This window comes from Novosphingobium sp. DS6-6, assembly GCF_057784975.1.
Genome location: NZ_JBYNTS010000001.1, coordinates 1 through 20391, shown reverse-complemented (window position 1 = coordinate 20391; position 20391 = coordinate 1). Strand labels below are relative to the sequence as shown.

Genomic DNA, 20391 nt, shown 5'->3' with positions numbered 1-20391 from the left:
TGAAAGCGGGATCGTTCGGCGATCAGCCTTCGATCCGCGAAAAATCCGCAACTTTGTGCACCGCAGCACGAAATTGGTCAAGCAGTGCGAGGCGGTTCGACCGTTTTTCGGCGTCCGCGTCGTTAACCGTAACCGCATCGAAAAAAGCGTCGATTGGCCCGCGGAGCGACGCAAGCGCGGCCATTGCCGTGGTAAACGCTTCCTGTGCGACAGCTTCGTCCACCTGCGGCTCGGCCTTCGCCAGGGCGGCCATCAAGGCCGCCTCGGCAGGTTCGGGAACATAGGACAGCGCGCGCCGACCTTGGGCAAATTCGGCGGCGATATCCTTGAACAGCGGGTCATCCACCAGCACCAGCGGGTCTTCCTCCCCTGTTGGCGGCACGACGCCTTCGCCGGTTGCCCCGGCGTTCTGCCCCCCTTCTTTCTTGAGGATATTGGCCGCGCGCTTGTATCCGGCGAGCAGATTGGCGCCGTCTTCGGTTCCGATGAAGGCCTGCAGCGCCGCGACGCGCGCCAGCAGGCGCACGAGATCGCTCTCCCCGCCCAACGCGAACACCGCATCGACAAGATCGTACCGCACTCCCGCTTCGCGCTGCTGCACTTTGAGGCGGTCGGCAAAAAACGTCAGGAGATCGCCTTCCGCCACGGCCAGGCGCAGCCCGTTTTCGGTTATCAGGCGAATGACGCCCAAGGCCGCACGCCGCAAGGCAAACGGGTCTTTCGACCCCGTGGGCTTTTCGTCGATGGCAAAGAAGCTGCGCAGCGTATCAAGCTTGTCCGCCAGCGCCACGCAGACCGAGACGGGCGCCGTGGGCACCTCGTCGCCCTGCCCCACGGGCTTGTAATGGTCGCGGATGGCATCGGCAACCGCGTCGGGCAGGCCTTCGGCACGCGCGTAATAGCCGCCCATCAGGCCTTGCAGTTCAGGGAACTCCCCGACCATGTCGGTCACCAGGTCGGCCTTGCACAATGCTGCCGCCTCGCGGGCAAGCGCCGGATCGGCGCCGGGTACCACGCCTTCGCGGGCGAGCCATTCGGCGAGATCTGCCACGCGGCGCACCTTGTCTGCCACGGAGCCGAGCTTTTCGTGGAACGTGATGCGCGCCAGCTTTTCCGCCTGCACGGCAAGCGGCAGTTTCTTGTCCTGCTCCCAGAAAAAGCGGGCGTCGGAAAGGCGCGCCGCCAGAACCTTGCGATTGCCCGCAACGATCGCCGCGCCAGCGTCGGTAGCGGCGATGTTGGCCGTGCAGACAAAGGCATTGGCGAGCTTGCCCGCAGCATCGCGGCAGATGAAATACTTCTGGTTCACCCGCGCGGTCAGCTGGATCACTTCAGGCGGCACGTCGAGGAAGGCCTCGTCGAAGCGGCCGAGCAGCGGCTGGGGCCATTCGGTAAGCCCGGCATTCTCCACCACCAGTCCTTCGTCTTCCACCAGCACCAGGCCGGCAGCCTGCGCTGCGGCGCGGGCGCCATCGCGCACCAACGCTTCGCGCTCGGCATGATCGACGATCACGAAAGCATCGCGCAGCCGTTGCGCATAATCGGCAGCGCCGGTGATCGTCACGTCGCCACGATGGTGAAAGCGGTGACCGCGGGTGACGATGCCGGAGCGGATGCCACCGACTTCAAGCTCGATCGGCTCGTTGCCCAGAATGGCGATAATGCCCGAGAGGGGGCGCACCCAACGCAGGCTTTCCGGGCTGAAGGACGCCGCACCCCAGCGTTGCGACTTGGGCCAGGGAAAGAGGCGGACGATTGCGGGAACAACGTGCGCGAGCACATCGCGGGTGGCGCGCCCGGGTCTTTCGGTAATGGCGAAAAGCACGCCATCGCGCTCGGTCAATTGTTCGCGCGTCAGGCCGGTCTTGCGCAGGAAGCCTTCCAGTGCCTGTGGCGGCGCCGAAACGCGGGGGCCTTTCACTTCCTCGCTGACCGCTTGGGTGGCGAGGGGCAGACCGTGTGCGATCAGCGCCAGGCGGCGCGGAGTCGCCCACACCGTGATGGCGCCTGCTGTCAACCCCGCGGCGGCAAGCTCCTTGACAAACAGTTTTTCAAGATCGGCGCGGGCACCGGCCTGCATCCGCGCGGGGATCTCTTCACTGCGCAATTCGAGCAGGAAATCGGCGGTCATCGTCACGCGCTCCACCCCGGATAGGCGCGTGCCCATTCATCCTGATATTTTGCCATATAGGCTTCGCACGATCCGCGTGCGAGATCGCGCACCTTGCCCATGTAGCTGGCGCGCTCCTGCACCGAGATCACGCCGCGCGCCTGCAACAGGTTGAACACGTGGCTGGCTTCGATCGCCTGCTCATAGGCCGGGATGGGCAGCCTGGCATCGAGACAGTTCTGGCATTCCTCGGTTGCCTTGCGGAACAGGTCGAACAGCGCCTCGGTATTGGCGATCTCGAAATTCCATTTCGACATCTGCCGCTCGTTTTCCAGAAACACATGGCCATAAGTTACGCCCTGGCTGTTGTAAGCCAGATCATAGACGTTATCGACGCCCTGGATGTACATCGCCAGGCGTTCCAGGCCATAGGTCAATTCGCCCGCGACGGGCTTGCAATCGAAACCGCCCATCTGCTGGAAATACGTGAACTGGGTGACTTCCATCCCGTCGCACCAGACTTCCCAGCCCAGGCCCCAGGCGCCCAGCGTGGGGCTTTCCCAATCGTCCTCCACAAAACGGATATCATGCCGCAGCGGATCGATGCCGATCGCGCGCAGACTGTCGAGATAGAGATCCTGCAAGTCGGCCGGGCTGGGCTTCATGATCACCTGGTACTGGTAGTAGTGCTGAAGCCGGTTGGGATTTTCGCCATAGCGGCCGTCGGTCGGCCGGCGGCTGGGCTGGACATAAGCCGCGTTCCACGGTTCCGGCCCTAGCGAGCGGAGCGTGGTGGCCGGATGGAACGTGCCCGCACCCACGCGCATGTCATAGGGTTGCAGAATAAGGCAGCCCTTCTCGCTCCAGTATGCATGGAGACGCAGGATCATGTCCTGCAGGCTGAGCGGCTTGGTTGCGGTGTCGGCCATGGTCCGCCGCCCATGGCCGATGCGGGGCCGCAAATCAACCGCCCGCAAGGCGCACTTGGGGCTTCCCAGGCCCGGCTGCCCTGTGCAAGGGACGGTGCATGCGTGTCCGTTTCCGCCCTGTCGCCGCCATCGTCACCCTGGCCCATGTCCTGGTCCCGCTTGCCGTTTTCGCGCAGGACGTACCGGTACCGCAAACGCCCGGCCTGGCCGATCCGCAGGAACAGGCCATGCCCGCGTCGCGCCCGGCATTGTGGAAAATCGCCGATGCGGACACCACGATCTGGCTGTTCGGGACGATCCACGTGCTGTCCAAGGATGGCCCGGCCTGGCTGACAGGGCCTGTTGCCCAGGCGCTGAACACATCGGACATGCTGGTCACGGAAATTCCGCCCGCTGAAATGAACATGCGCGCCGACGCAGATCGAAGGGCCGATTATCAGGCCCTGCCCAAAGGGCAGACGCTGCCGGCGCTGCTTGGCGCGGCACGCACCCAACGGCTGCACGCGGTGATGGCCAAGGCGGGCATCCCGCTCGCCGCGTTCGACAACACCAAGCCCTGGGCCGCTGCCACGACATTGAGCCTGCTGCCGATCCTGCGCCAGGGTTATGCCGTTTCCCAGGGGGTGGACCGCGCGCTCGCTCTTGCCCATCCGCAAGGCCAGGCCGGGCTGGAAACGCTGGATTTCCAATTGACGCTGATAGCGACGCTGCCGCTCGACGCGCAGATTGCCTGGCTCGACAGCGTGCTCGACGCCTATGACGCCATTCCCGATCAGATCGCCGGCATGATCGCCGCATGGCGCAACGGCGATCCCGAAACGCTGGGCAAGCTGATGATGGCGGATATGGACGATCCGCGCCTGGTCGAGGCGCTGCTGCTCCGCCGCAACGCCACCTGGGCGAAATGGATCGAAGGGCGGCTTAAAACCCCCGGCTCCGTGTTCATTGCGGTTGGCGCAGGGCACCTTGCCGGCAAGGGCAGCGTGCAGGACGATCTTGCCCGGAACGGCATCACTGCCGTGCGGGTGCAATGACGATGCGCTGGAAACCGTTTGCCCTTGCCCTGCTGGCGCTGGTCTGCACCGGTCTTTCCGCCGCCTGCCACAAGGCGGCACCGCCGCCGCTGCCGGCAAAAGTCGCCTTGTGGGAAATCGCCGATACCGGCGGCACGCGCGGCTGGATCTTCGGCACGGTTCACGCCTTGCCCGCCGGCGTGCAGTGGCGCCGCCCCGCGATCGACCGCGCCCTTGCCAATGCCGACCGACTGGTACTGGAAATCGCCCAGCCGCTGGACGGGAACGTTGCGGGGGTGGCGCTGGCACGCCTGGCTTATACCCCGGGCCTGCCCCCGCCGTCGCAACGGGTGGCCATGCGGTATCGCGATGCGCTGGCCAAAGTCTACAAGGACCTGAACCTGACCGATGACCGGTTCAGAAACGCCGAATCCTGGGCCGTCGCTTTGCAGATCGCCGCGATCGGTGGCGAAAAGCAGGGCTTGGACCCCGCGAGCGGGGTGGAGCCGCAATTGCGCAAGCTGATCGGCGGCAAACCGGTTGAGGGCCTGGAAACGCTGGATGGGCAATTCGGCATTTTCGATGCCCTGCCCGACCGCGCGCAGCAGACGCTGCTCGAACAGGTCGCTGTCGAGGCGGCCGACGACCGCGACGACGATGCCGATATGGTGCGCCTGTGGCTGCGCGGGGACGATCTGGGCATCGCGCGCGAAAGCCAGAAAGGCTTCCTGGCCGACCCGGCGTTGCACCAGGCACTGCTTACTGCGCGCAACGCCGCCTGGACCACCCGGATCGACGCGATGCTGAAGGATGGCGGCACGCCGTTCATTGCGGTGGGTGCCGCGCACGTTGCCGGCAGCGACGGATTGCCGGCACTGCTTGAGGCCAAGGGCTGGCAGGTGCGCCGCGTGGAATAGCCCGCTGCCACGCGCCGGCGTGCTTGCATTTTCGGCCCGATCGGCTATGGGCCGCCGCTTCCCCGTCATGGTCATCCCTGGAGGCGTGGCGGCTGGAACATGCAACAGATCTTTTGACCAAATTCTCTGGAAGGTATTTCACATGAGCGAGACGCTGACTCTGTCGGCCGAGCTGCGCGAACGGGCAGGCAAGGGAGCCTCCCGTGCCCTGCGTCGCGAAGGCCGCACCCCTGCCGTGGTCTATGGCGGCAACCAGGAACCGGTTGCCATTCACATCGAGGAAAAGGAACTGGCCAAGGCCCTGGGCACCGGTCACTTCTTCAATTCGATCGTAGAGCTGACCATCGGTGGCCAGACCGTCCGCACGTTGCCCAAGGACGTGGCGTTCCACGCCGTGAGCGACCGTCCGCAGCACGCCGACTTTCTGCGTGTCGCCGCCAATGCCGAAGTGCACGTGAACGTGCCGGTGGTGTTCCGGAACGAGGACAAGGCCCCCGGCATCAAGCAGGGCGGCATCCTCAACGTTGTGCGTCACGAACTGGAACTGGTTTGCGAAGCGGACAAGATCCCCGACGACATCATCGTCGATCTGGCCGGCCTGGAAATCGGCGATTCGGTGCATATCAGTGCCGTCTCTCTGCCGGCGGGCACCCGTTCGGCCATCACCGACCGCGATTTCACGATCGCCACGATCGCCACGCCGACAGTGCTGGCCGACGAGGCGGCCGACAGCGCCGAGGGCTGATCGCCCGCTGCGGGGGCCGGCCGCTAAGCGGTGGCCGCCGGATCGTTTCAGGAACCCCTCCCCTTAACGGGAGGGGTTCTTTTTTGTCATGTGCCAAGCCATAGGCGTTGCGAACCCTGCCCCGTCCGGTCCTACAAGTCCGGTCCTACAAGGAGCCAATGCCATGCAAGTCTGGGTCGGCCTGGGCAATCCTGGCCCGCAGTACGCGCTGCATCGCCACAATGTGGGTTTCATGGCGCTCGACACGATCGCCGAAGTGCACGGCTTCGGGCCGGTGCAGAAGAAATTCCAGGGCTGGGTCCAGGAAGGGCGCATCGGCGGAGAGAAGGTCGTTCTGCTCAAACCCGCGACGTTCATGAACGAAAGCGGCCGGGCGGTGGGCGAAGCGCTGCGGTTCTACAAGCTGCCGCTCGCTGCGCTCAGCGTGTTTCACGACGAGCTGGATCTGGCACCGTTCAAAGTCAAAGTGAAACAGGGCGGCGGTCACGCCGGACACAACGGCCTTCGCTCCATCGATCAGCACTGCGGCGCTGATTTCCGGCGCATTCGCCTGGGGATCGGCCATCCCGGCCACAAGGACCGCGTAAACGGCTATGTGCTTGCCCCTTTCGCCAAGGCCGAACAGGACGATCTGATCGCCATGCTGGGCGCTGTGGCGGCGGAGGCCGGCCGCCTGGCGCAGGGCGACGATATCCGCTTCATGAACGACGTTGCGTTGCGTCAACAGGACTGACGGGATCGACGCGAAACTGTCGGCAAGATTTACAGCCGACTTTGCTGCGCGTCACGTTAACCATCGAAATGCACGAATTTTCGCACTTGGCATCAGACTTGCTGACTATTCGGTAAACCAATTCAACGGTTCGAATTTTCAGACAGGGGACAGACCATGAAGCGTTCGTTTGCCATCCTTGCCGCCGCACTCGGTACTACCGTTGTTGCTGCGCCGGCGCATGCCACGTTTTTCCATAAGCACTACTGCAACTGCGGGCACACCAGCGGCTCGTCGATGTGCGGCAGCACCTCGTCCAGCTCGACGTCCACGTCGTCGACATCGGGTGGCACCACCACCTCCTCGACGACTTCGGGCGGTACGACCACGTCCTCGTCGACCTCGGGCGGTACGACGACATCTTCGACCACCTCGGGCGGCACCACCACCACTTCGTCGTCCACCGGCGGCACCGCCGTGCCCGAACCCGGCATGCTGGGCCTGATGGGCGCGGGTCTGGCCGGCCTGGCCTTTGTGCGTCGCCGCCGCCGCTGAGCCGCGCCTTGCGGGCATGCGCCGGCACAGGGACGGGCTTGGCGCGATTCAGCGCAGCCCGGCCGGCCTGGCCCGATGACGCCGTGCTTTCTCCCGACGCCGTCCGGGCCATGCCCGGGCGGCGTCGACACGTTCATGGTCCCGACACGGGCGTCAGCCTGCCTGGGCGCGCGCCAGATCGGCCTGGAACAGGCGATTGGCCGGATCGGCATCGACGGCGCGCTGCAACAGCCGCTTCGCCGCATCCAGGTCCTGCCCGGCATTGAGACGGACAAGACCGGCAACGTGGGCCATGTCGGGATCGCGTGGGGCGATCAACAGGGCACGATCGGCATAGGCGACGGCCTGCCCGTGGCGCCCGGCGTTGGAACAGGCCACGGCCAGGCGCTTGAGCACTTCGGGATCGTTACCATCACGCAGAAGGGCGCTATAGGTGGCGATGGCCGTTGCCCAGTCGCGCCGGCCCAGCGCCGCCTGCCCTTGTGCGGCAAGGCGTTGGTCGTGCTGCCACTGCGCGGATTTCATGCGCGCGGAAAGCGCATCGGCGGATGGATCGCCCGCTGCCTTGGCGGCGCGCAGCGCCAGCTCCAGCTCGCGCGGGCCGGCCAGCAGCGAATCCGAAAGCGGCCGGACGGTGCGCAGCGCCGTGGCGGGATCGCCGGTTGCCAGTTGCGCTTCGGCCAGCATCAACCGCGAGTAGGGGTTCTGCGGCGATAGCAGCAGCGCCCGCGCGAATATCGCGCGCGCCTGCTCGGGATGCCCCAGCCGCAAAAGCGCTTCTGCATAAGTAAGGCCATTGGGCGTGCGCGGATCGAGATCGACCTCGTGCGGGGCGAGCAAACGGCGCACCCTTTCCCAATCACCGGTCTCGCTGGCGAATTGCACCTGAAGATCGAGCACGCGCGAATCGCCCGGCGCCAACCGCGCGGCCTGGCCGATCAGGGCGATCGCGCGATCGAGCTTGCCCTGCATGTCCGCTAGGTTCGCCTGCTCTATCAGCGGTTCGACACGCCGGGGATAGGCGGCGATCGCCCGGTCATAGGCAGCCACTGCCCGATCCAGCTGCCCTTGCCGGGTCAGCAGCGCGCCTTCGACCATCGCCGTATCGAGGCCCTTGGGATCGCGCCGCTGCATTACCGCCAAGGCCCGTTCCGCCCCCGCATAATCTTCCGCGGCAATCAGGAATCGCGCATAGTCGCGCGCCAGGGCGGCATTGTCGGCAGCCGCAAAACCCTGGCGATAGGCCGAAAGCGCCTGCGCATTGTCGCCCAGCGCCTGAAGCGCGGCCGCCCGCAGACGCCAGGCGTCGGCATCGCGGTCCTGGCCCAGCATCGCCAAGGCCTGGCGCGGCAGACCGCGCAGCAGGGCAGCTTCGGCTTTCATGCGGCTGATTGCCGGGCCACCGGCCCCGGCCTCCTCCAGACGGACAAGCGTGGCCTGCGCACCATCGCCATCGCCCAGCTGCAACTGGGCTCGGGCCAGCAGGTGCAACAGGGCCTGGCTATCGGCCTGGTCGATCCTGCCCGAATCGAGCGCACCGAGCGCTTCGGTTCGGGCAGTCAAGAAATCCTGGGCGGCAAAAGCGCTGCGTGCCTTGGCCGCATGATCTGACGGATTGTCGCTGCATCCCGTCAGGTTCACGACAGGGGCCATGACCAGCGCCATCGCCAAAGCGCCGCGGTGCAGCGGGAAAAGGGAAAGAATGCCATGCCTCATCCCGCCTGCCATGCCAGCCAGGGCCGAAACTTCCAAGACCAATACGCTTTCAGCCGTGCCTGCCGGCATCCGCTGCCCCCTTGACCTTCGGCCTCCAAGCCACCATCGCCACCCGCGACAGGCGGCCCCGGATTGCACGGGGCCACAACCAAGGACACGAAGATGGGTTTTCGTTGCGGAATCGTCGGCCTTCCCAATGTTGGCAAATCGACATTGTTCAACGCCCTGACCGAAACGCAGGCCGCGCAAGCCGCCAACTATCCGTTCTGCACGATCGAGCCGAACGTGGGCAACGTCGGCGTGCCCGATCCCCGCTTGGAAACGCTGGCAGAAATAGCCTCCAGCCAGAAAATCATCCCCACCCAGCTTGGCTTCGTCGACATTGCCGGGCTGGTGCGCGGTGCATCCAAGGGCGAAGGCCTGGGGAACCAGTTCCTCGGCAATATCCGCGAGGTCGATGCTATCATTCATGTTCTGCGGTGCTTCGAAAACGACGATATCCAGCATGTCGACAACCGCGTCGATCCATTGTCGGATGCCGACACGGTCGAAACCGAACTGATGCTGGCCGATCTGGAAAGCCTGGAAAAGCGCGTCCCGGCGGCTGCCAAGAAGGCGACCGGCGGCGACAAGGAAGCCAAGGCCATGGCGTCGGTGCTGGGCCAGGCGCTGGACCTTTTGCGCCAGGGAAAGCCCGCGCGGCTTACCGAGCCCAAGGACGATGAAGAAACCCGGCTGTTCCGCCAGGCGCAACTGCTGACCGCCAAGCCCGTGCTCTATGTCTGCAATGTGGAAGAGGAAAGCGCAGCGGCTGGAAATGCCCATTCCGCGCGCGTGTTCGCCAAGGCCAAAGCCGAAGGCGCCGAAGCCGTGGTGGTATCCGCCGCGATCGAGGCAGACCTTATCGACATGGAAACCGAAGAGCGGCTGGCGTTTCTGGCAGAACTGGGCCTGCACGAAACCGGTCTGAACCGCGTGATCCGCGCCGGGTATGATCTGCTTCACCTGCTGACCTTCTTCACTGTCGGTCCCAAGGAAGCCCGCGCCTGGACGGTTCATCAGGGCGCGAAAGCGCCCGAAGCGGCGGGCGAGATCCATTCCGACATGCAACGCGGCTTCATCCGTGCCGAAACCATCGCCTATGATGATTTCGTGGCGCTGGGCGGAGAAGCAGCGGCGCGCGATGCGGGCAGGTTGCGTCAGGAAGGCAAGGAATACGTCGTCAAGGATGGCGACGTGATGCATTTCAAGTTCAACGTCTGATCGCTTCGACGGAACGGAGCTTCGCGCTGTCCCGGCAGGAGCGGTGCCCCGTTGACGTATTGGGAAAGCAGGTGCAGGTTGCCGCCATGCAGTACTATGAAGATCTGGAAGTCGGTGTTGTCGCTCGGTTCGGGCAACGCCATGTCACGCGAGAAGAAGTTGTTGAATTTGCAGAGAAATATGATCCGCAGCCGTTTCATTTATCTGATAAAGCGGCAGCGGCCACTCATTTCGGCCGGCTTTCGGCCAGCGGCTGGCACACCTGCGGCATGACCATGGCGATGATCGTGGCAGAGCATGCCCGCACCGGCCACCAGGGCCTGGGATCGCCTGGCATCGACGAACTGCGCTGGCGCCATCCGGTCTATCCGGGCGATACCTTGCGGGTCGAAGCCGAGGTGCTCGAAAAGCGCCGCAGCCGCTCGCGCCCGGAAATGGGCCTGTTTCGCGTGGCGACGCGAGTGCTCAATCAGGACGATGTCGTTGTGATGACAATGATCAGCAATGCAATGATCGCCACCCGCGATCCGTCCGGCACCGACTGAGCCGGGAACAAGTGCTGTCGAGCCGCGACAATCGGGCGGGGCCTTGCGCATCCGCGCCTGATGCCCCGCCCATCTTTCGCTTACCGGCCTGCTTCCGGCTTACCGGCCTTGGGCCGAAGTCTGATCGGCCGTTGTCGGTCGGTTGAGCGTGGCGTGCCGTTTGACCTGATGGCGGGCACGATGCTTCTTGGCCTTGCGCGGATGGGTCTGCGCCCATTTCCAGCGTTCGAGCGAACGCAGCCGCCGTTCGAGAACGTCGGCGCGGCTGCCCGCCGTTTGCGCCGCGAGCGAGGCGGTCTGGGCAACCGTGCCGGCACCCTGGGCCGCAGCCATCGCATTGTTGGCCGAACCCTGGGCCTGGGCTGCGGCCTGAGCGGCACTATCGGCCAAGCCCTGCGCCCGCTGGGCCGCCGTCAACCCCTCATCGGCACGCGTTTGCGCATTATCGGCAGCAGCCTGCGCCCGCTTAACCGATCCGGTGGTTGCGCACCCTGCCAGCGCCATTGGCAGCAGTGCCGAAAGCAACACAAAATGGCGACCTTTTTTCATAGGCATTTCCCTTAGTCTTTGGCGCCCCCGCGCGATGCAAGACACCGGGTGCGCCAAAGAGTCACGTGACGGCGGAAGGGAACGCGCCAGATTGGTGCATTTGTAGGATGCAATGCCAAACGCGCTGGAAACGTCCCGGAAACGTATTGAAACCTACATGGGCTTGCACTGCACATCGCCTTTGGCGGCATAGACTGGGCGGTTGCTGGCGTCGCTGATCACGACCTGGCCGGAAAAGCTGTCGATCGCCCCCATTTTCCTGGCCTTGCCGTCATCGATGCGGGTCAACGTCAACGCCAGTTCGCGGCCGGTGTAGCGGGACCAGCCGTGCTGCGGCAACCTGGCGCTGCCTTTGTCGGCAGCGAGGACGACGATCTGCCCATCGATCTTGACGATGCCGCGATCTTCCTGCGCCAGCAACACCGCGCCGATCCCGCCCCCGTCGGGAACGAAATTGCAGCCTGACCCGGTCAGCCTGCCTTTGGTGATGTCGAAGAAATCGATCACCTGCGGTGTGATTTCCCGTGCCGGGGCGCGCTGGTTCTGGGCAGCCTTGACCTGCGCAATCGCCGCTTCGTCGCTTTGCTGCGGCGTCTTGCCGCAGGCGGCAAGCAGCGCGAGGGGCAAGACGATCGCAAAATGACGCATGGATAGCTCTCCCTTGGCTGTCGCTACTTCCGCCGGAACAGTTTTTCGATATCGCCGTGCGCCAGTTTGACCCACGTGGGCCGGCCATGATTGCACTGGCCGGAACGCGGCGTCGCTTCCATCTCGCGCAGCAGGGCGTTCATTTCCGGGACCGACAGCACCCGCCCGGCGCGGACCGAGCCGTGGCAGGCCATGGTGGCGAGAACGAGGTCCAGCCGCTCGCCCAGCAGCAAGGCGTCGCCGTGCCTGGCAAGGTCGTCCGCCACGTCGCGCACCAACGCCTGCACATCGCCTTTGGCAAGCGCGGCAGGCACGCTGCGCACGAGCATGGCGGCCGGACCGAAGCGTTCGAGTGCCAGCCCGAAATCGGCAAGGCGCGGGGCGGCCTCTTCAAGCCGGTCGCACGCCGGTTCTTCCAGATCGACCACTTCTGGCAGCAGCAGCGCCTGGGCCGGGGCGGCCCCCTCCCCCGCTCCGGCCGCGCGCAGGCGCTCGAGCACGAGACGTTCGTGTGCGGCATGCTGATCGACAATCACCAGACCATCGCTTGCCTCGGCAACGATATAGGTCCTGGCCACCTGGCCACGCGCGACGCCGAGGGGGTATTCCACTGCCTCAGGCACCGGCTCGGCCGCTTCCTGCGCCCGGGCAACGGGCGGGGCCATGACGCCGGCTTCGTAACCGCGCCAGGCCTGACCCGCCTCGCTGACGCCTGGCGGCTGGTACGACGGGGCGAAGATGGACCCCTGGCGCGCAGCAGGCGCGGCCGGGGATGCGAACAGCGGCGCAGGAGATGCGGCCAGCGGCTCTGCCTGCCAGGCGCGCATCGCGCCGGCATCGGGCGCCTGGGCCGAACGCCGGTCTCCGGTGGAAAGCGCCTGGCGCAGGCCAGTGACGATAAGCCCGCGCACCAGGGCGCTGTCCCGAAAGCGCACTTCGGTCTTGGCCGGGTGCACGTTGACATCGACTTCTTCGCAGGGAACCTGAAGGAACAGCGCCAATACGGCATGGCGATCGCGCGCCAGCATATCGGCATAGGCACCGCGCACCGCACCGAGCAGCAGGCGGTCTTTCACCGGGCGGCCGTTGACGAACAGGTACTGGTGATCGGCGACGCCGCGATTGTACGTCGGCAACCCTGCCACCCCCATCAGGTGATAGGCGCCGCGCGCCAGGTCTACCGCCACGGCGTTGTCCACCAGTTCGCGCGCGACGAGCTGGGCCACCCGTGCGGCAAGGGTATCGCCCGGCTGGACGTGCAGCGCACGCCGCCCGTCGTGTTCCACCGTAAAGCCGATATCGGGCCGCGCCATGGCCAGGCGCCGCACGACATCGAGGCTGGCGGCCCATTCCGCGCGCGGGCTGCGCAGGAACTTGCGCCGCGCCGGAATCTTGCCGAACAGGTCTTCCACCCGCACCCGCGTGCCCGGGGGGAGCGCTGCCGGCCCCTCGCTCACCGGCGCACCGTGGTCGACCACGCGCTTCCAGGCATCGCCATCTTCGCGGCTGCGACTTTCGATCGTCACCCGGGCCACCGCGGCGATGGAGGGCAGAGCTTCGCCGCGAAACCCCAGCGTCGCGACCAGCTCGATCGCTTCGTCGGGCAGCTTCGACGTGGCATGGCGTTCCAGCGCCAGGGCGATCTCGGCCGGCTGCATGCCACAGCCATCGTCGGCCACCTCGATCAACCCCAGCCCGCCTTCGGAAAGGCGCACGACGATCTGCTGCGCGCCGGCGTCGATGGCGTTTTCGACCAGCTCCTTGAGCGCGCTCGCCGGGCGCTCCACCACTTCGCCCGCCGCGATGCGGTTGACGAGCGTATCGGGTAGTCGGCGGATGACGCGGGCAAGGGAATCCATAATGGAAGCAGCCTAGCGATGAACGTGCCCATTTTCGAGACGGGCGGCAGCAGTTATCCCACGCGCGCATCGCACAAAATATTGGGTTTTGCGCCGCGCTTGCGCTAATGAGCCGCCTCCCCCGGCGCTCACTTTTGCGCGTAGGCCCCGCCCGGTGCGGTAGCATGCGCGAATAACACGGATTTTCTGATGGCTTCGATGTTTTCCCGATTCTTCAAGTTCGGTTCCCAGAACATTGCGATCGACCTCGGCACGGCGAACACGCTGGTCTATGTGCAGGATCGCGGCATCGTTCTCAACGAACCCTCCGTCGTTGCCATCGAAACCTTGAACGGCATCAAGAAAGTCAAGGCCGTGGGCGACGATGCCAAGATGATGATGGGCAAAACGCCCGACAGCATCGAAGCGATCCGCCCCTTGCGCGACGGTGTCATTGCCGACATCGAAGTGGCAGAAGAAATGATCAAGCATTTCATCCGCAAAGTGAACGGCAGCAAGAGCCTTCTGCGCTATCCCGAAATCGTCATCTGCGTGCCATCCGGGTCCACCTCGGTCGAGCGCCGCGCCATCCGCGATGCGGCCAGCAATGCCGGGGCCAGCCAGGTCTATCTGATCCTGGAACCGATGGCCGCCGCGATCGGCGCAGACATGCCCGTCACCGAACCGGTGGGATCGATGGTGGTCGATATCGGCGGCGGCACTACGGAAGTGGCCGTGCTTTCGCTGCGCGGCCTTGCCTATACCACGTCGGTGCGCGTGGGCGGCGACAAGATGGACGAAGCCATCGTCAGCTATGTGCGCCGCCATCATAACCTGCTGATCGGCGAAGCGACGGCGGAACGCATCAAGAAGGATTATGGCATCGCCACCATGCCGGCCGACGGGGTGGGCGAAACCATCCACATCAAGGGCCGCGACCTGGTCAACGGCGTGCCCAAGGAAATCACCATTACCCAGGCCAACGTGGCCGAAGCGCTGTCGGAACCGATTGGCGCCATCGTGGAAGGCGTGCGCATCGCGCTGGAGAACACCGCACCCGAACTGGCGGCCGATATCGTCGATCAGGGCATCGTGCTGACCGGCGGCGGCGCACTGATCCGCGGGCTGGACGAGCACTTGCGCGAAGAAACCGGCCTGCCCGTCAGCGTGGCTGAAGATCCGCTGTCGTGCGTGGCGCTGGGCACCGGGCGCGCGATGGAAGATCCGATCTATCGTGGCGTGCTGATGACTGCCTGAACGGTGCCGATGTTTCGGGTCAGCGGCGCGAGGAAAGCCGGCGGCGGTTCAGCCGGCCTTCACCGCACCTGTGGCCTGCATGAAGACGAATATCAGGGGTAACATATCATGGCGCGGTCGCCTGACCGGCGCCCGGGCTTTTCGCGCAGGGCGCAATACGGGATATTCACCGGCTACGTCATCGCCATTCTGGGCGTCGTGGCCGGTTTTGTCGTGCTGGGCGTTTCGCTGCTCAACCCTGGAGCCTTTGCCTTTGCCCGTACCACCGCCAGCGAGATGGCGCGGCCGATCGGCCAGGCGGGCGCCGAAACGCGCAGCCTGGGCAAAGGCGTGTTTGCCGCAGTCACGGCCTATTTCAACGCCGGCCGTCAGAACGCCACGCTGACCCGCGAAGTTCAGGCGGCACGTGCCGATGCCGCCACGATGCATGCGCTGCAGCAGGAAAACGCGAGACTCAAAGCGCTTCTGGGGATCGTCGATCCGGCCGAGCGGCCGGTTGTCGGCGCGCGCCTGATCGGCTCCACGGCAACATCCGCGCGCCGCTTTGCCGTGCTTTCGGCCGGATCGAACGAGGGGGTGCAGACCGGACAGCCGGTGCGCGCGGCCGGGGGGCTGATCGGCCGGGTGGTCGAAACCGGCCCCAATACGGCGCGCGTGCTGCTGGTGACCGATCCCGACAACGTGGTGCCGGTCCGCCGCGCGGCCGACGGGTTGACCGCGTTCGTCCAGGGCGGCGCCAACGGACGGGTGGAAATCCGCCTGATAAACACCGGGATTGCCACGCTGAAAAAGGGAGACGTGTTCGTCACGTCGGGTTCGGGCGGGCTCTATCCACCGGGCATCCCCGTGGCCGTGGCGGTCGATCCGCACCGCGATGGCGCCATTGGCCATCTGGCGAGCGACCCGGCCGATGCCGATTTCGTGCTGGTTCTGCCTGCCTGGCAAGCCGCTGCCCAGGCCGCGCTGGAGGCCGCGCAGAAAACCGCGCCGCCCCCGCCGGCCGAAGACGGCAATCCTTGAGGCGCTCTGGCCGTGCCGCGCTCCCTCCTTCCCGTGGGTTCCGAAGATGCCGTGCGGCAGCGGCTCAATCGCGGACCGCTGCCCATCCTGGCGCAAGGCTTGCCGTGGGTTTCGACCATGCTGGCCTCGATGGTGACGTTCTCGCCGATCGTCGCCTCCGCACCCGTCCTGCCACCGCTGGGCTTCATGACCCTGCTCGCCTGGCGCCTTCTGCGGCCTACGCTGCTGCCCATCTGGGCTGGATTGCCGCTGGGCCTGTTCGACGATCTCTACAGCGGCCAGCCGTTTGGCAGCGGCATCGTGCTGTGGTCGCTGGCCATGCTGGCGATGGATGTGATCGACGAAAAGTTCCTGTGGCGTGGCTTCCTGCAGGATTGGCTGGCCGCCACGGCCCTGCTGGCCGCCTATGTCGTGCTGACGGCGGCCCTGGCAGGTCTGGCCGCCGGCTATCCCCTGCCGATGGCAGTGGGGCCGCAAGCGCTGCTGACCGTGCTGCTTCACCCCGTGGTCACGCGCATAGTGGCACTGCTCGATCGCGTGCGCCTCTTGCCGCTCAAAAGGCTGTGACGTGAAGCAGAAGCTGCCGCTTACCGCGGCTATCCTTACCAACCGGTTCGAACGCCGCACGTTCGTCCTGGGCATGGGGCAGGCCGGTGTGGGCTTGCTGCTGGCAACGCGGCTGGCCTATCTTTCGATTTTCGAAAATGAGAAATACAGGGCCGCGTCGGAAAGCAATCGCGTCAATCTTGCGCTGATCCCGCCCCGGCGTGGCTGGGTGCTCGATCGCAACGGCGCCGCGCTGGCGTCCAACCGCGCGGATTTTCGCGTCGACGTCATCCCCGATCGCCTGGTCGATGCCGATGCTGCGTTGTCACAGCTTTCCGGCCTGCTCGGCCTGACGGCGGACAAGGTCAGCGACATCAAGGACAAGCTTGACAAGGCGCGCGGGTTTCAGCCGGTCGAAGTGGCGGCCAAACTCGATTGGGACAAATTCGCCGCCGTAAGCGTGCGTCTGCCGGAAATGCCCGGGGTGATCCCCCAGCGCGGCTATTCCCGCTATTATCCCACGGGAGCTTCGGTCGGGCATCTGGTCGGCTATGTCGGTCCTGCCTCAGCCGAGGATTACGAGCGCGAACGCAACCCCCTGCTTATCACACCCGGCTTCAAGATCGGCAAGGATGGCCTTGAAAAACATTTCGAAACCCGGTTGCGCGGCGTGCCTGGGGCGCGGCGCGTGGAAGCGACCGCGTCGGGCCACGTGGTGCGCGATCTGGGCACGCGCGAGGATGTGCCGGGGCAACCCATCCAGTTGACCATCCTGGGTGGGCTGCAAGACTATGCCGCGCGCCGCATCGGGCTGGAATCCGGCTCCGTCGTCGTGATGGACTGCGCCACGGGCGATGTGCTGGCGATGGTTTCGATGCCTTGCTACGATCCCAACAGCTTTTCCGACGGCATTGGCCGCATCGAATGGAAGATGCTGTCGGAAGACGATCACGTGCCCCTGCGCAACAAAGTGCTGCGTGGGCTCTATCCGCCGGGATCGACAGTCAAGCCGATGGTCGCGCTGGCCTTTCTCGAAGCCGGCCTCGACCCCAAGGCATCGGTCAGCTGCGCCGGGGGGCTGCGCGTGGGCAACCGCGTGTTCCATTGCTGGAACCACCGCGGCCATGGCACGACCGACATGCTCAAGGGCATCTATCAATCGTGCGACGTCTATTTCTATCACTTCGCCCAGCAGATCGGGATGGACAAGATCGCGGCCATGGCGCGGCGGCTGGGGCTGGGCCAGGAATTTCCCATGCCCTATCCCGGCCAGTCCTATGGCACGGTGCCCGATCCGGCATGGAAGCTGCGCAAGTATCACAAGGAATGGGCGATCTATGACACGGTGAACGCCACGATCGGCCAGGGTTACATGCTGGTGAACCCGCTGCAGCAGGCGACCATGGCTTCGCGCATTGCATCGGGCCTGCAACTGGCCCCGCGCCTGGTCCTCGATCGCCGTGCGCCGCGCCCGCCTTCGCTGGGGCTTGCCCAGGAGCACCTCGATCTTGTCCACGCGGCGATGAACGAGGTGGTCAACGGGCGCGGCACGGCGGGCCGAGCGCGCCTTCCCATCGATGGTGTGCAGATGGCCGGCAAGACCGGCACCGCGCAAGTGGTGGGCCTGCAACACGGCAACGGCAAGAACGTGGAATGGAAGCGGCGCGATCATGGGCACTTCATCTGCTTTGCCCCGTTCGACAAGCCCCGCTACGCCTGCGCCGTGGTGATCGAACATGGCGGCGGATCGCCCGCGGCCTATCCCATCGCGCGTGACGTGATGACTTATCTGTTCGATCCGGCCAAGGCGATGGCCACGCTGGAAGAACTGGAAAAGGGCTGGGGCGGCAACGTTCAGCAGCGTATGATCGCACGCTATAACGCCTTCTCCGCTCGCTACGGCGCCAGTGCCCCCCGCGCGCCCGACGAGGCGCAGACGAGCCAGGTGGTTGAAGACGAAAACCGGCCCATGCCCGAACCGGCCTCAGCCCAGACCGACGCCGCCTCTCCGGCGCCCGAACCCGATGCGCCGGCGCCGCCCGTTGCCGCGACGGCCGGGGCAGCGCCGCCGCCCGCCCTCGGCGCCGGCGGGGGGCAATGACCGCCATGCGTCGCGCCTATGTTCCCGCCGCCCTTTCGCGCCAGCCCTGGGGCGTGCTGCTGCCGTTGCTGATGCTCGTCTGCTTCGGCGGCGCGGTACTCTATTCGGCGGCCGGTGGCCATCTGCAGCCCTGGGCATTGATGCATGTGGCGCGTTTTTGCGTGTTCCTGACCATGGCCATGGTGATCGCGCGCGTGCCGCAAGCCTGGTTCCGCCGCGCCGCGCTGCCGCTCTATGGCGTCCTGTGCGTGCTGCTGGTGCTGGTCGAACTGATCGGCGGGATCGGCGGCGGCAGCCAGCGCTGGCTCAACCTGGGGTTCATGACGCTGCAGCCCTCGGAACTGATGAAGCCGGGGATCGTGCTGGTCCTCGCCTGGTTCTACAGCGTGCTGCCGACCGGCGAAACGCGCACCTGGCGGGCGGTGGCCCCGGCGTTGGTCCTGCTGGGCTTCCCGGCGGCCTTCGTGATGCTCCAGCCCGATCTGGGCACCGCGCTGGCGATCTGCTTTGGCGGCGTGGTGGTGATGTTCCTCGCCGGCCTGCCGCTGCGCTGGTTCCTGGGCGCGGCGGGCGCGGGATCCGTGGCCGCGCCGCTCGCCTTCTTCTTTGCCCTGCACGATTATCAGCGCAAGCGCGTGCTGGTGTTCATGGACCCGGAAAGCGATCCACTGGGCTCGGGCTATCACATCACCCAGTCCAAGATCGCGATCGGTTCGGGCGGCGTTCTGGGCAAGGGTTTCGGCAACGGCTCGCAAAGCCATCTCGACTACCTGCCCGAGGCGCATACCGATTTCGTCTTTGCCACGATGGCCGAGGAATGGGGCATGGTCGGCGGGCTGTTCGTGCTGACCGTCTTTGCGCTGATCATGCGCTGGGGCCTGAAAGTGGCGATGAACGCGCCCGACCGCTTTTCCCGCCTGCTTGCCGCCGGAATGACCGCGACGATCTTTTTCTATGCCTGCATTAACATGATGATGGTCATGGGCCTGGCTCCGGTAGTGGGCATCCCCCTGCCCTTCCTCAGCCACGGCGGCTCTTCGATGATGACCAACATGATCTGCATCGGCACGATCATGGCAGTGGACCGATGGAGCCGCAAAGGCACTTCAGGGCTCTCGTAAAAAATTTGAATTTGGGGCTTGGCAGCACCGGAGAAATCGCTATTGGGAGCGCTCCCGAGGCCAGCGGCCCGGCATGGACGCATAGCTCAGTTGGTAGAGCAGCTGACTCTTAATCAGCGGGTCCTAGGTTCGAGCCCTAGTGCGTCCACCATTTCTTCCATAAATAACAGCCACTTACGGTGCCCCGGGACGCTTTTAAAGTGCGTCCTCACGGTGGTGTAAGAGCAGTGTAAGAATGCGCTCACTGGCAGCGGCTCCCCCTTGCTGCGCTTTTGTCCTATATTGGAGGAGAGGAGAAGCGTATGAGCAACACCGAGTTCACTGTTGGCGACCTGCGGCGGCACTTGCAGGGCCTACCAGAAGATACGAAGCTTACCTTTGGTGGTGGCTTAACGTTTTACCGGGTGAAGCACTGGGGCGACGACGAGGTATTCGTCGAGTTTGGTGAAGCCGTAGCATACCTCGATGAGAATTTCAGGAAGCGGAATCCGCTTATACAGGTTGCCTTTATCAACCCGAACGCCGCCAGCTGGGACGAAGAAGGGTTGATCGGTCAAGTTGACGTTTCCATCCGCTAGAGCATAATCCGACCTGATAGAGTCGTTTGCGGTTCCCTTGGCGCTGAAAATCTGATTCATCCTGTTTGCTGGATAGGAGGCCAGCAGGCATGGTGAGACCGATATCCGAGGATTTGCGGTCGCGGGTGATCGCGGCCGTTGAGGCAGGTCTGTCGCGGCGGGCAGCTGCTGATCGATTTGGCGTCGCGGTGGCAAGTGCCGTGCGCTGGGTCCGTGAATGGCGGGAGA

Annotated in this window: 21 protein-coding genes and 1 tRNA gene; 15 read left to right on the top strand and 7 right to left on the bottom strand. The window is 65.2% G+C overall.

Annotated elements, in window-relative coordinates; translation table 11 throughout:
* Positions 1-22: 22 nt before the first annotated feature.
* Positions 23-2167 carry a glycine--tRNA ligase subunit beta gene (gene glyS, locus AC3EDY_RS00110; protein WP_488570424.1) on the bottom strand — a complete coding sequence of 715 codons (2145 nt, stop codon included), beginning with the start codon at positions 2165-2167 and terminating at the stop codon, positions 23-25.
* The gene (locus AC3EDY_RS00105; RefSeq protein WP_488570423.1) at positions 2134-3039 is read right to left on the bottom strand and encodes a glycine--tRNA ligase subunit alpha; all 906 of its coding nucleotides are present in this window, start codon (positions 3037-3039) and stop codon (positions 2134-2136) included. Before AC3EDY_RS00105 ends, glyS begins: the two co-directional genes overlap by 34 nt.
* Positions 3040-3137: 98 nt before the next feature.
* Here AC3EDY_RS00105 and AC3EDY_RS00100 point away from each other — a divergent pair, with 98 nt between their 5' ends.
* The 4 genes from AC3EDY_RS00100 (at position 3138) to pth (ending at position 6447) form a co-directional block, all read left to right on the top strand.
* On the top strand, positions 3138-4073 hold the full coding sequence (locus AC3EDY_RS00100; RefSeq protein ID WP_488570422.1) for a TraB/GumN family protein: 936 nt from the start codon (positions 3138-3140) through the stop codon (positions 4071-4073).
* Positions 4070-4969 carry a TraB/GumN family protein gene (locus AC3EDY_RS00095; protein ID WP_488570421.1) on the top strand — a complete coding sequence of 300 codons (900 nt, stop codon included), beginning with the start codon at positions 4070-4072 and terminating at the stop codon, positions 4967-4969. The genes AC3EDY_RS00100 and AC3EDY_RS00095 overlap by 4 nt, the downstream gene beginning before the upstream one ends.
* Before the next feature lie 142 nt (positions 4970-5111).
* Positions 5112-5714: a 50S ribosomal protein L25/general stress protein Ctc gene (locus AC3EDY_RS00090; protein ID WP_488570420.1), complete on the top strand. Its 603-nt coding sequence runs from the start codon at positions 5112-5114 to the stop codon at positions 5712-5714.
* A gap of 163 nt (positions 5715-5877) precedes the next feature.
* Positions 5878-6447, top strand: coding sequence for an aminoacyl-tRNA hydrolase (gene pth / locus AC3EDY_RS00085; RefSeq protein ID WP_488570419.1), 570 nt, complete (start codon positions 5878-5880; stop codon positions 6445-6447).
* Between the two features lie 242 nt (positions 6448-6689).
* Here the strand turns inward: pth and AC3EDY_RS00080 are convergent, their stop codons facing one another.
* Complete coding sequence (locus AC3EDY_RS00080; RefSeq protein WP_488570855.1) at positions 6690-6920, bottom strand: hypothetical protein; 231 nt, start codon at positions 6918-6920, stop codon at positions 6690-6692.
* On the opposite strand from AC3EDY_RS00080, the gene AC3EDY_RS00075 reads away from it, so the two are divergent.
* Entirely contained in the window at positions 6919-6981 is a 63-nt protein-coding gene (locus AC3EDY_RS00075) for a PEP-CTERM sorting domain-containing protein (RefSeq protein ID WP_488570823.1), read from the top strand. The genes AC3EDY_RS00080 and AC3EDY_RS00075 overlap by 2 nt on opposite strands.
* Positions 6982-7134: 153 nt before the next feature.
* On the opposite strand, the gene AC3EDY_RS00070 is transcribed toward AC3EDY_RS00075, so the two are convergent.
* Positions 7135-8697, bottom strand: coding sequence for a tetratricopeptide repeat protein (locus tag AC3EDY_RS00070; protein WP_488570418.1), 1563 nt, complete (start codon positions 8695-8697; stop codon positions 7135-7137).
* 162 nt (positions 8698-8859) lie between these two features.
* Between AC3EDY_RS00070 and ychF the strand changes: the two genes are divergently transcribed.
* Positions 8860-9960 (top strand): redox-regulated ATPase YchF, encoded by a 1101-nt coding sequence (ychF, locus tag AC3EDY_RS00065; protein WP_488570417.1) that lies wholly within the window; start codon positions 8860-8862, stop codon positions 9958-9960.
* Positions 9961-10046: 86 nt separating this feature from the next.
* Positions 10047-10505 carry a MaoC family dehydratase gene (locus tag AC3EDY_RS00060; protein WP_488570416.1) on the top strand — a complete coding sequence of 153 codons (459 nt, stop codon included), beginning with the start codon at positions 10047-10049 and terminating at the stop codon, positions 10503-10505.
* A gap of 99 nt (positions 10506-10604) precedes the next feature.
* On the opposite strand, the gene AC3EDY_RS00055 is transcribed toward AC3EDY_RS00060, so the two are convergent.
* The 3 genes from AC3EDY_RS00055 to mutL all read right to left on the bottom strand — a co-directional run bounded on the left by AC3EDY_RS00055 (position 10605) and on the right by mutL (position 13561).
* A complete protein-coding gene (locus AC3EDY_RS00055; protein WP_488570415.1) occupies positions 10605-11033 on the bottom strand; it encodes a hypothetical protein in 429 nt (142 codons plus the stop codon).
* A 174-nt stretch (positions 11034-11207) separates the two neighbouring features.
* A complete protein-coding gene (locus AC3EDY_RS00050; protein ID WP_488570414.1) occupies positions 11208-11702 on the bottom strand; it encodes a hypothetical protein in 495 nt (164 codons plus the stop codon).
* 23 nt (positions 11703-11725) lie between these two features.
* Positions 11726-13561 (bottom strand): DNA mismatch repair endonuclease MutL, encoded by a 1836-nt coding sequence (mutL, locus tag AC3EDY_RS00045; protein WP_488570413.1) that lies wholly within the window; start codon positions 13559-13561, stop codon positions 11726-11728.
* A gap of 189 nt (positions 13562-13750) precedes the next feature.
* Between mutL and AC3EDY_RS00040 the strand changes: the two genes are divergently transcribed.
* The 8 genes from AC3EDY_RS00040 to AC3EDY_RS00005 all read left to right on the top strand — a co-directional run.
* Complete coding sequence (locus AC3EDY_RS00040) at positions 13751-14797, top strand: rod shape-determining protein (RefSeq protein WP_110761529.1); 1047 nt, start codon at positions 13751-13753, stop codon at positions 14795-14797.
* A 108-nt stretch (positions 14798-14905) separates the two neighbouring features.
* Complete coding sequence (gene mreC / locus AC3EDY_RS00035) at positions 14906-15817, top strand: rod shape-determining protein MreC (RefSeq protein WP_488570412.1); 912 nt, start codon at positions 14906-14908, stop codon at positions 15815-15817.
* A 33-nt stretch (positions 15818-15850) separates the two neighbouring features.
* Positions 15851-16384, top strand: a complete 534-nt coding sequence (gene mreD, locus AC3EDY_RS00030; protein ID WP_488570411.1) for a rod shape-determining protein MreD — start codon at positions 15851-15853, stop codon at positions 16382-16384.
* 1 nt (position 16385) lies between these two features.
* Positions 16386-18464, top strand: a complete 2079-nt coding sequence (gene mrdA / locus AC3EDY_RS00025; protein ID WP_488570410.1) for a penicillin-binding protein 2 — start codon at positions 16386-16388, stop codon at positions 18462-18464.
* A 5-nt stretch (positions 18465-18469) separates the two neighbouring features.
* Positions 18470-19585 carry a rod shape-determining protein RodA gene (rodA, locus tag AC3EDY_RS00020; RefSeq protein WP_488570822.1) on the top strand — a complete coding sequence of 372 codons (1116 nt, stop codon included), beginning with the start codon at positions 18470-18472 and terminating at the stop codon, positions 19583-19585.
* Between the two features lie 75 nt (positions 19586-19660).
* A tRNA-Lys gene (locus tag AC3EDY_RS00015) sits at positions 19661-19736 on the top strand.
* A gap of 151 nt (positions 19737-19887) precedes the next feature.
* Positions 19888-20163, top strand: a complete 276-nt coding sequence (locus tag AC3EDY_RS00010) for a hypothetical protein (RefSeq protein WP_488570409.1) — start codon at positions 19888-19890, stop codon at positions 20161-20163.
* 89 nt (positions 20164-20252) lie between these two features.
* On the top strand, positions 20253-20391 hold a 139-nt coding region (locus AC3EDY_RS00005; RefSeq protein ID WP_488570821.1), incomplete at its 3' end, for a helix-turn-helix domain-containing protein.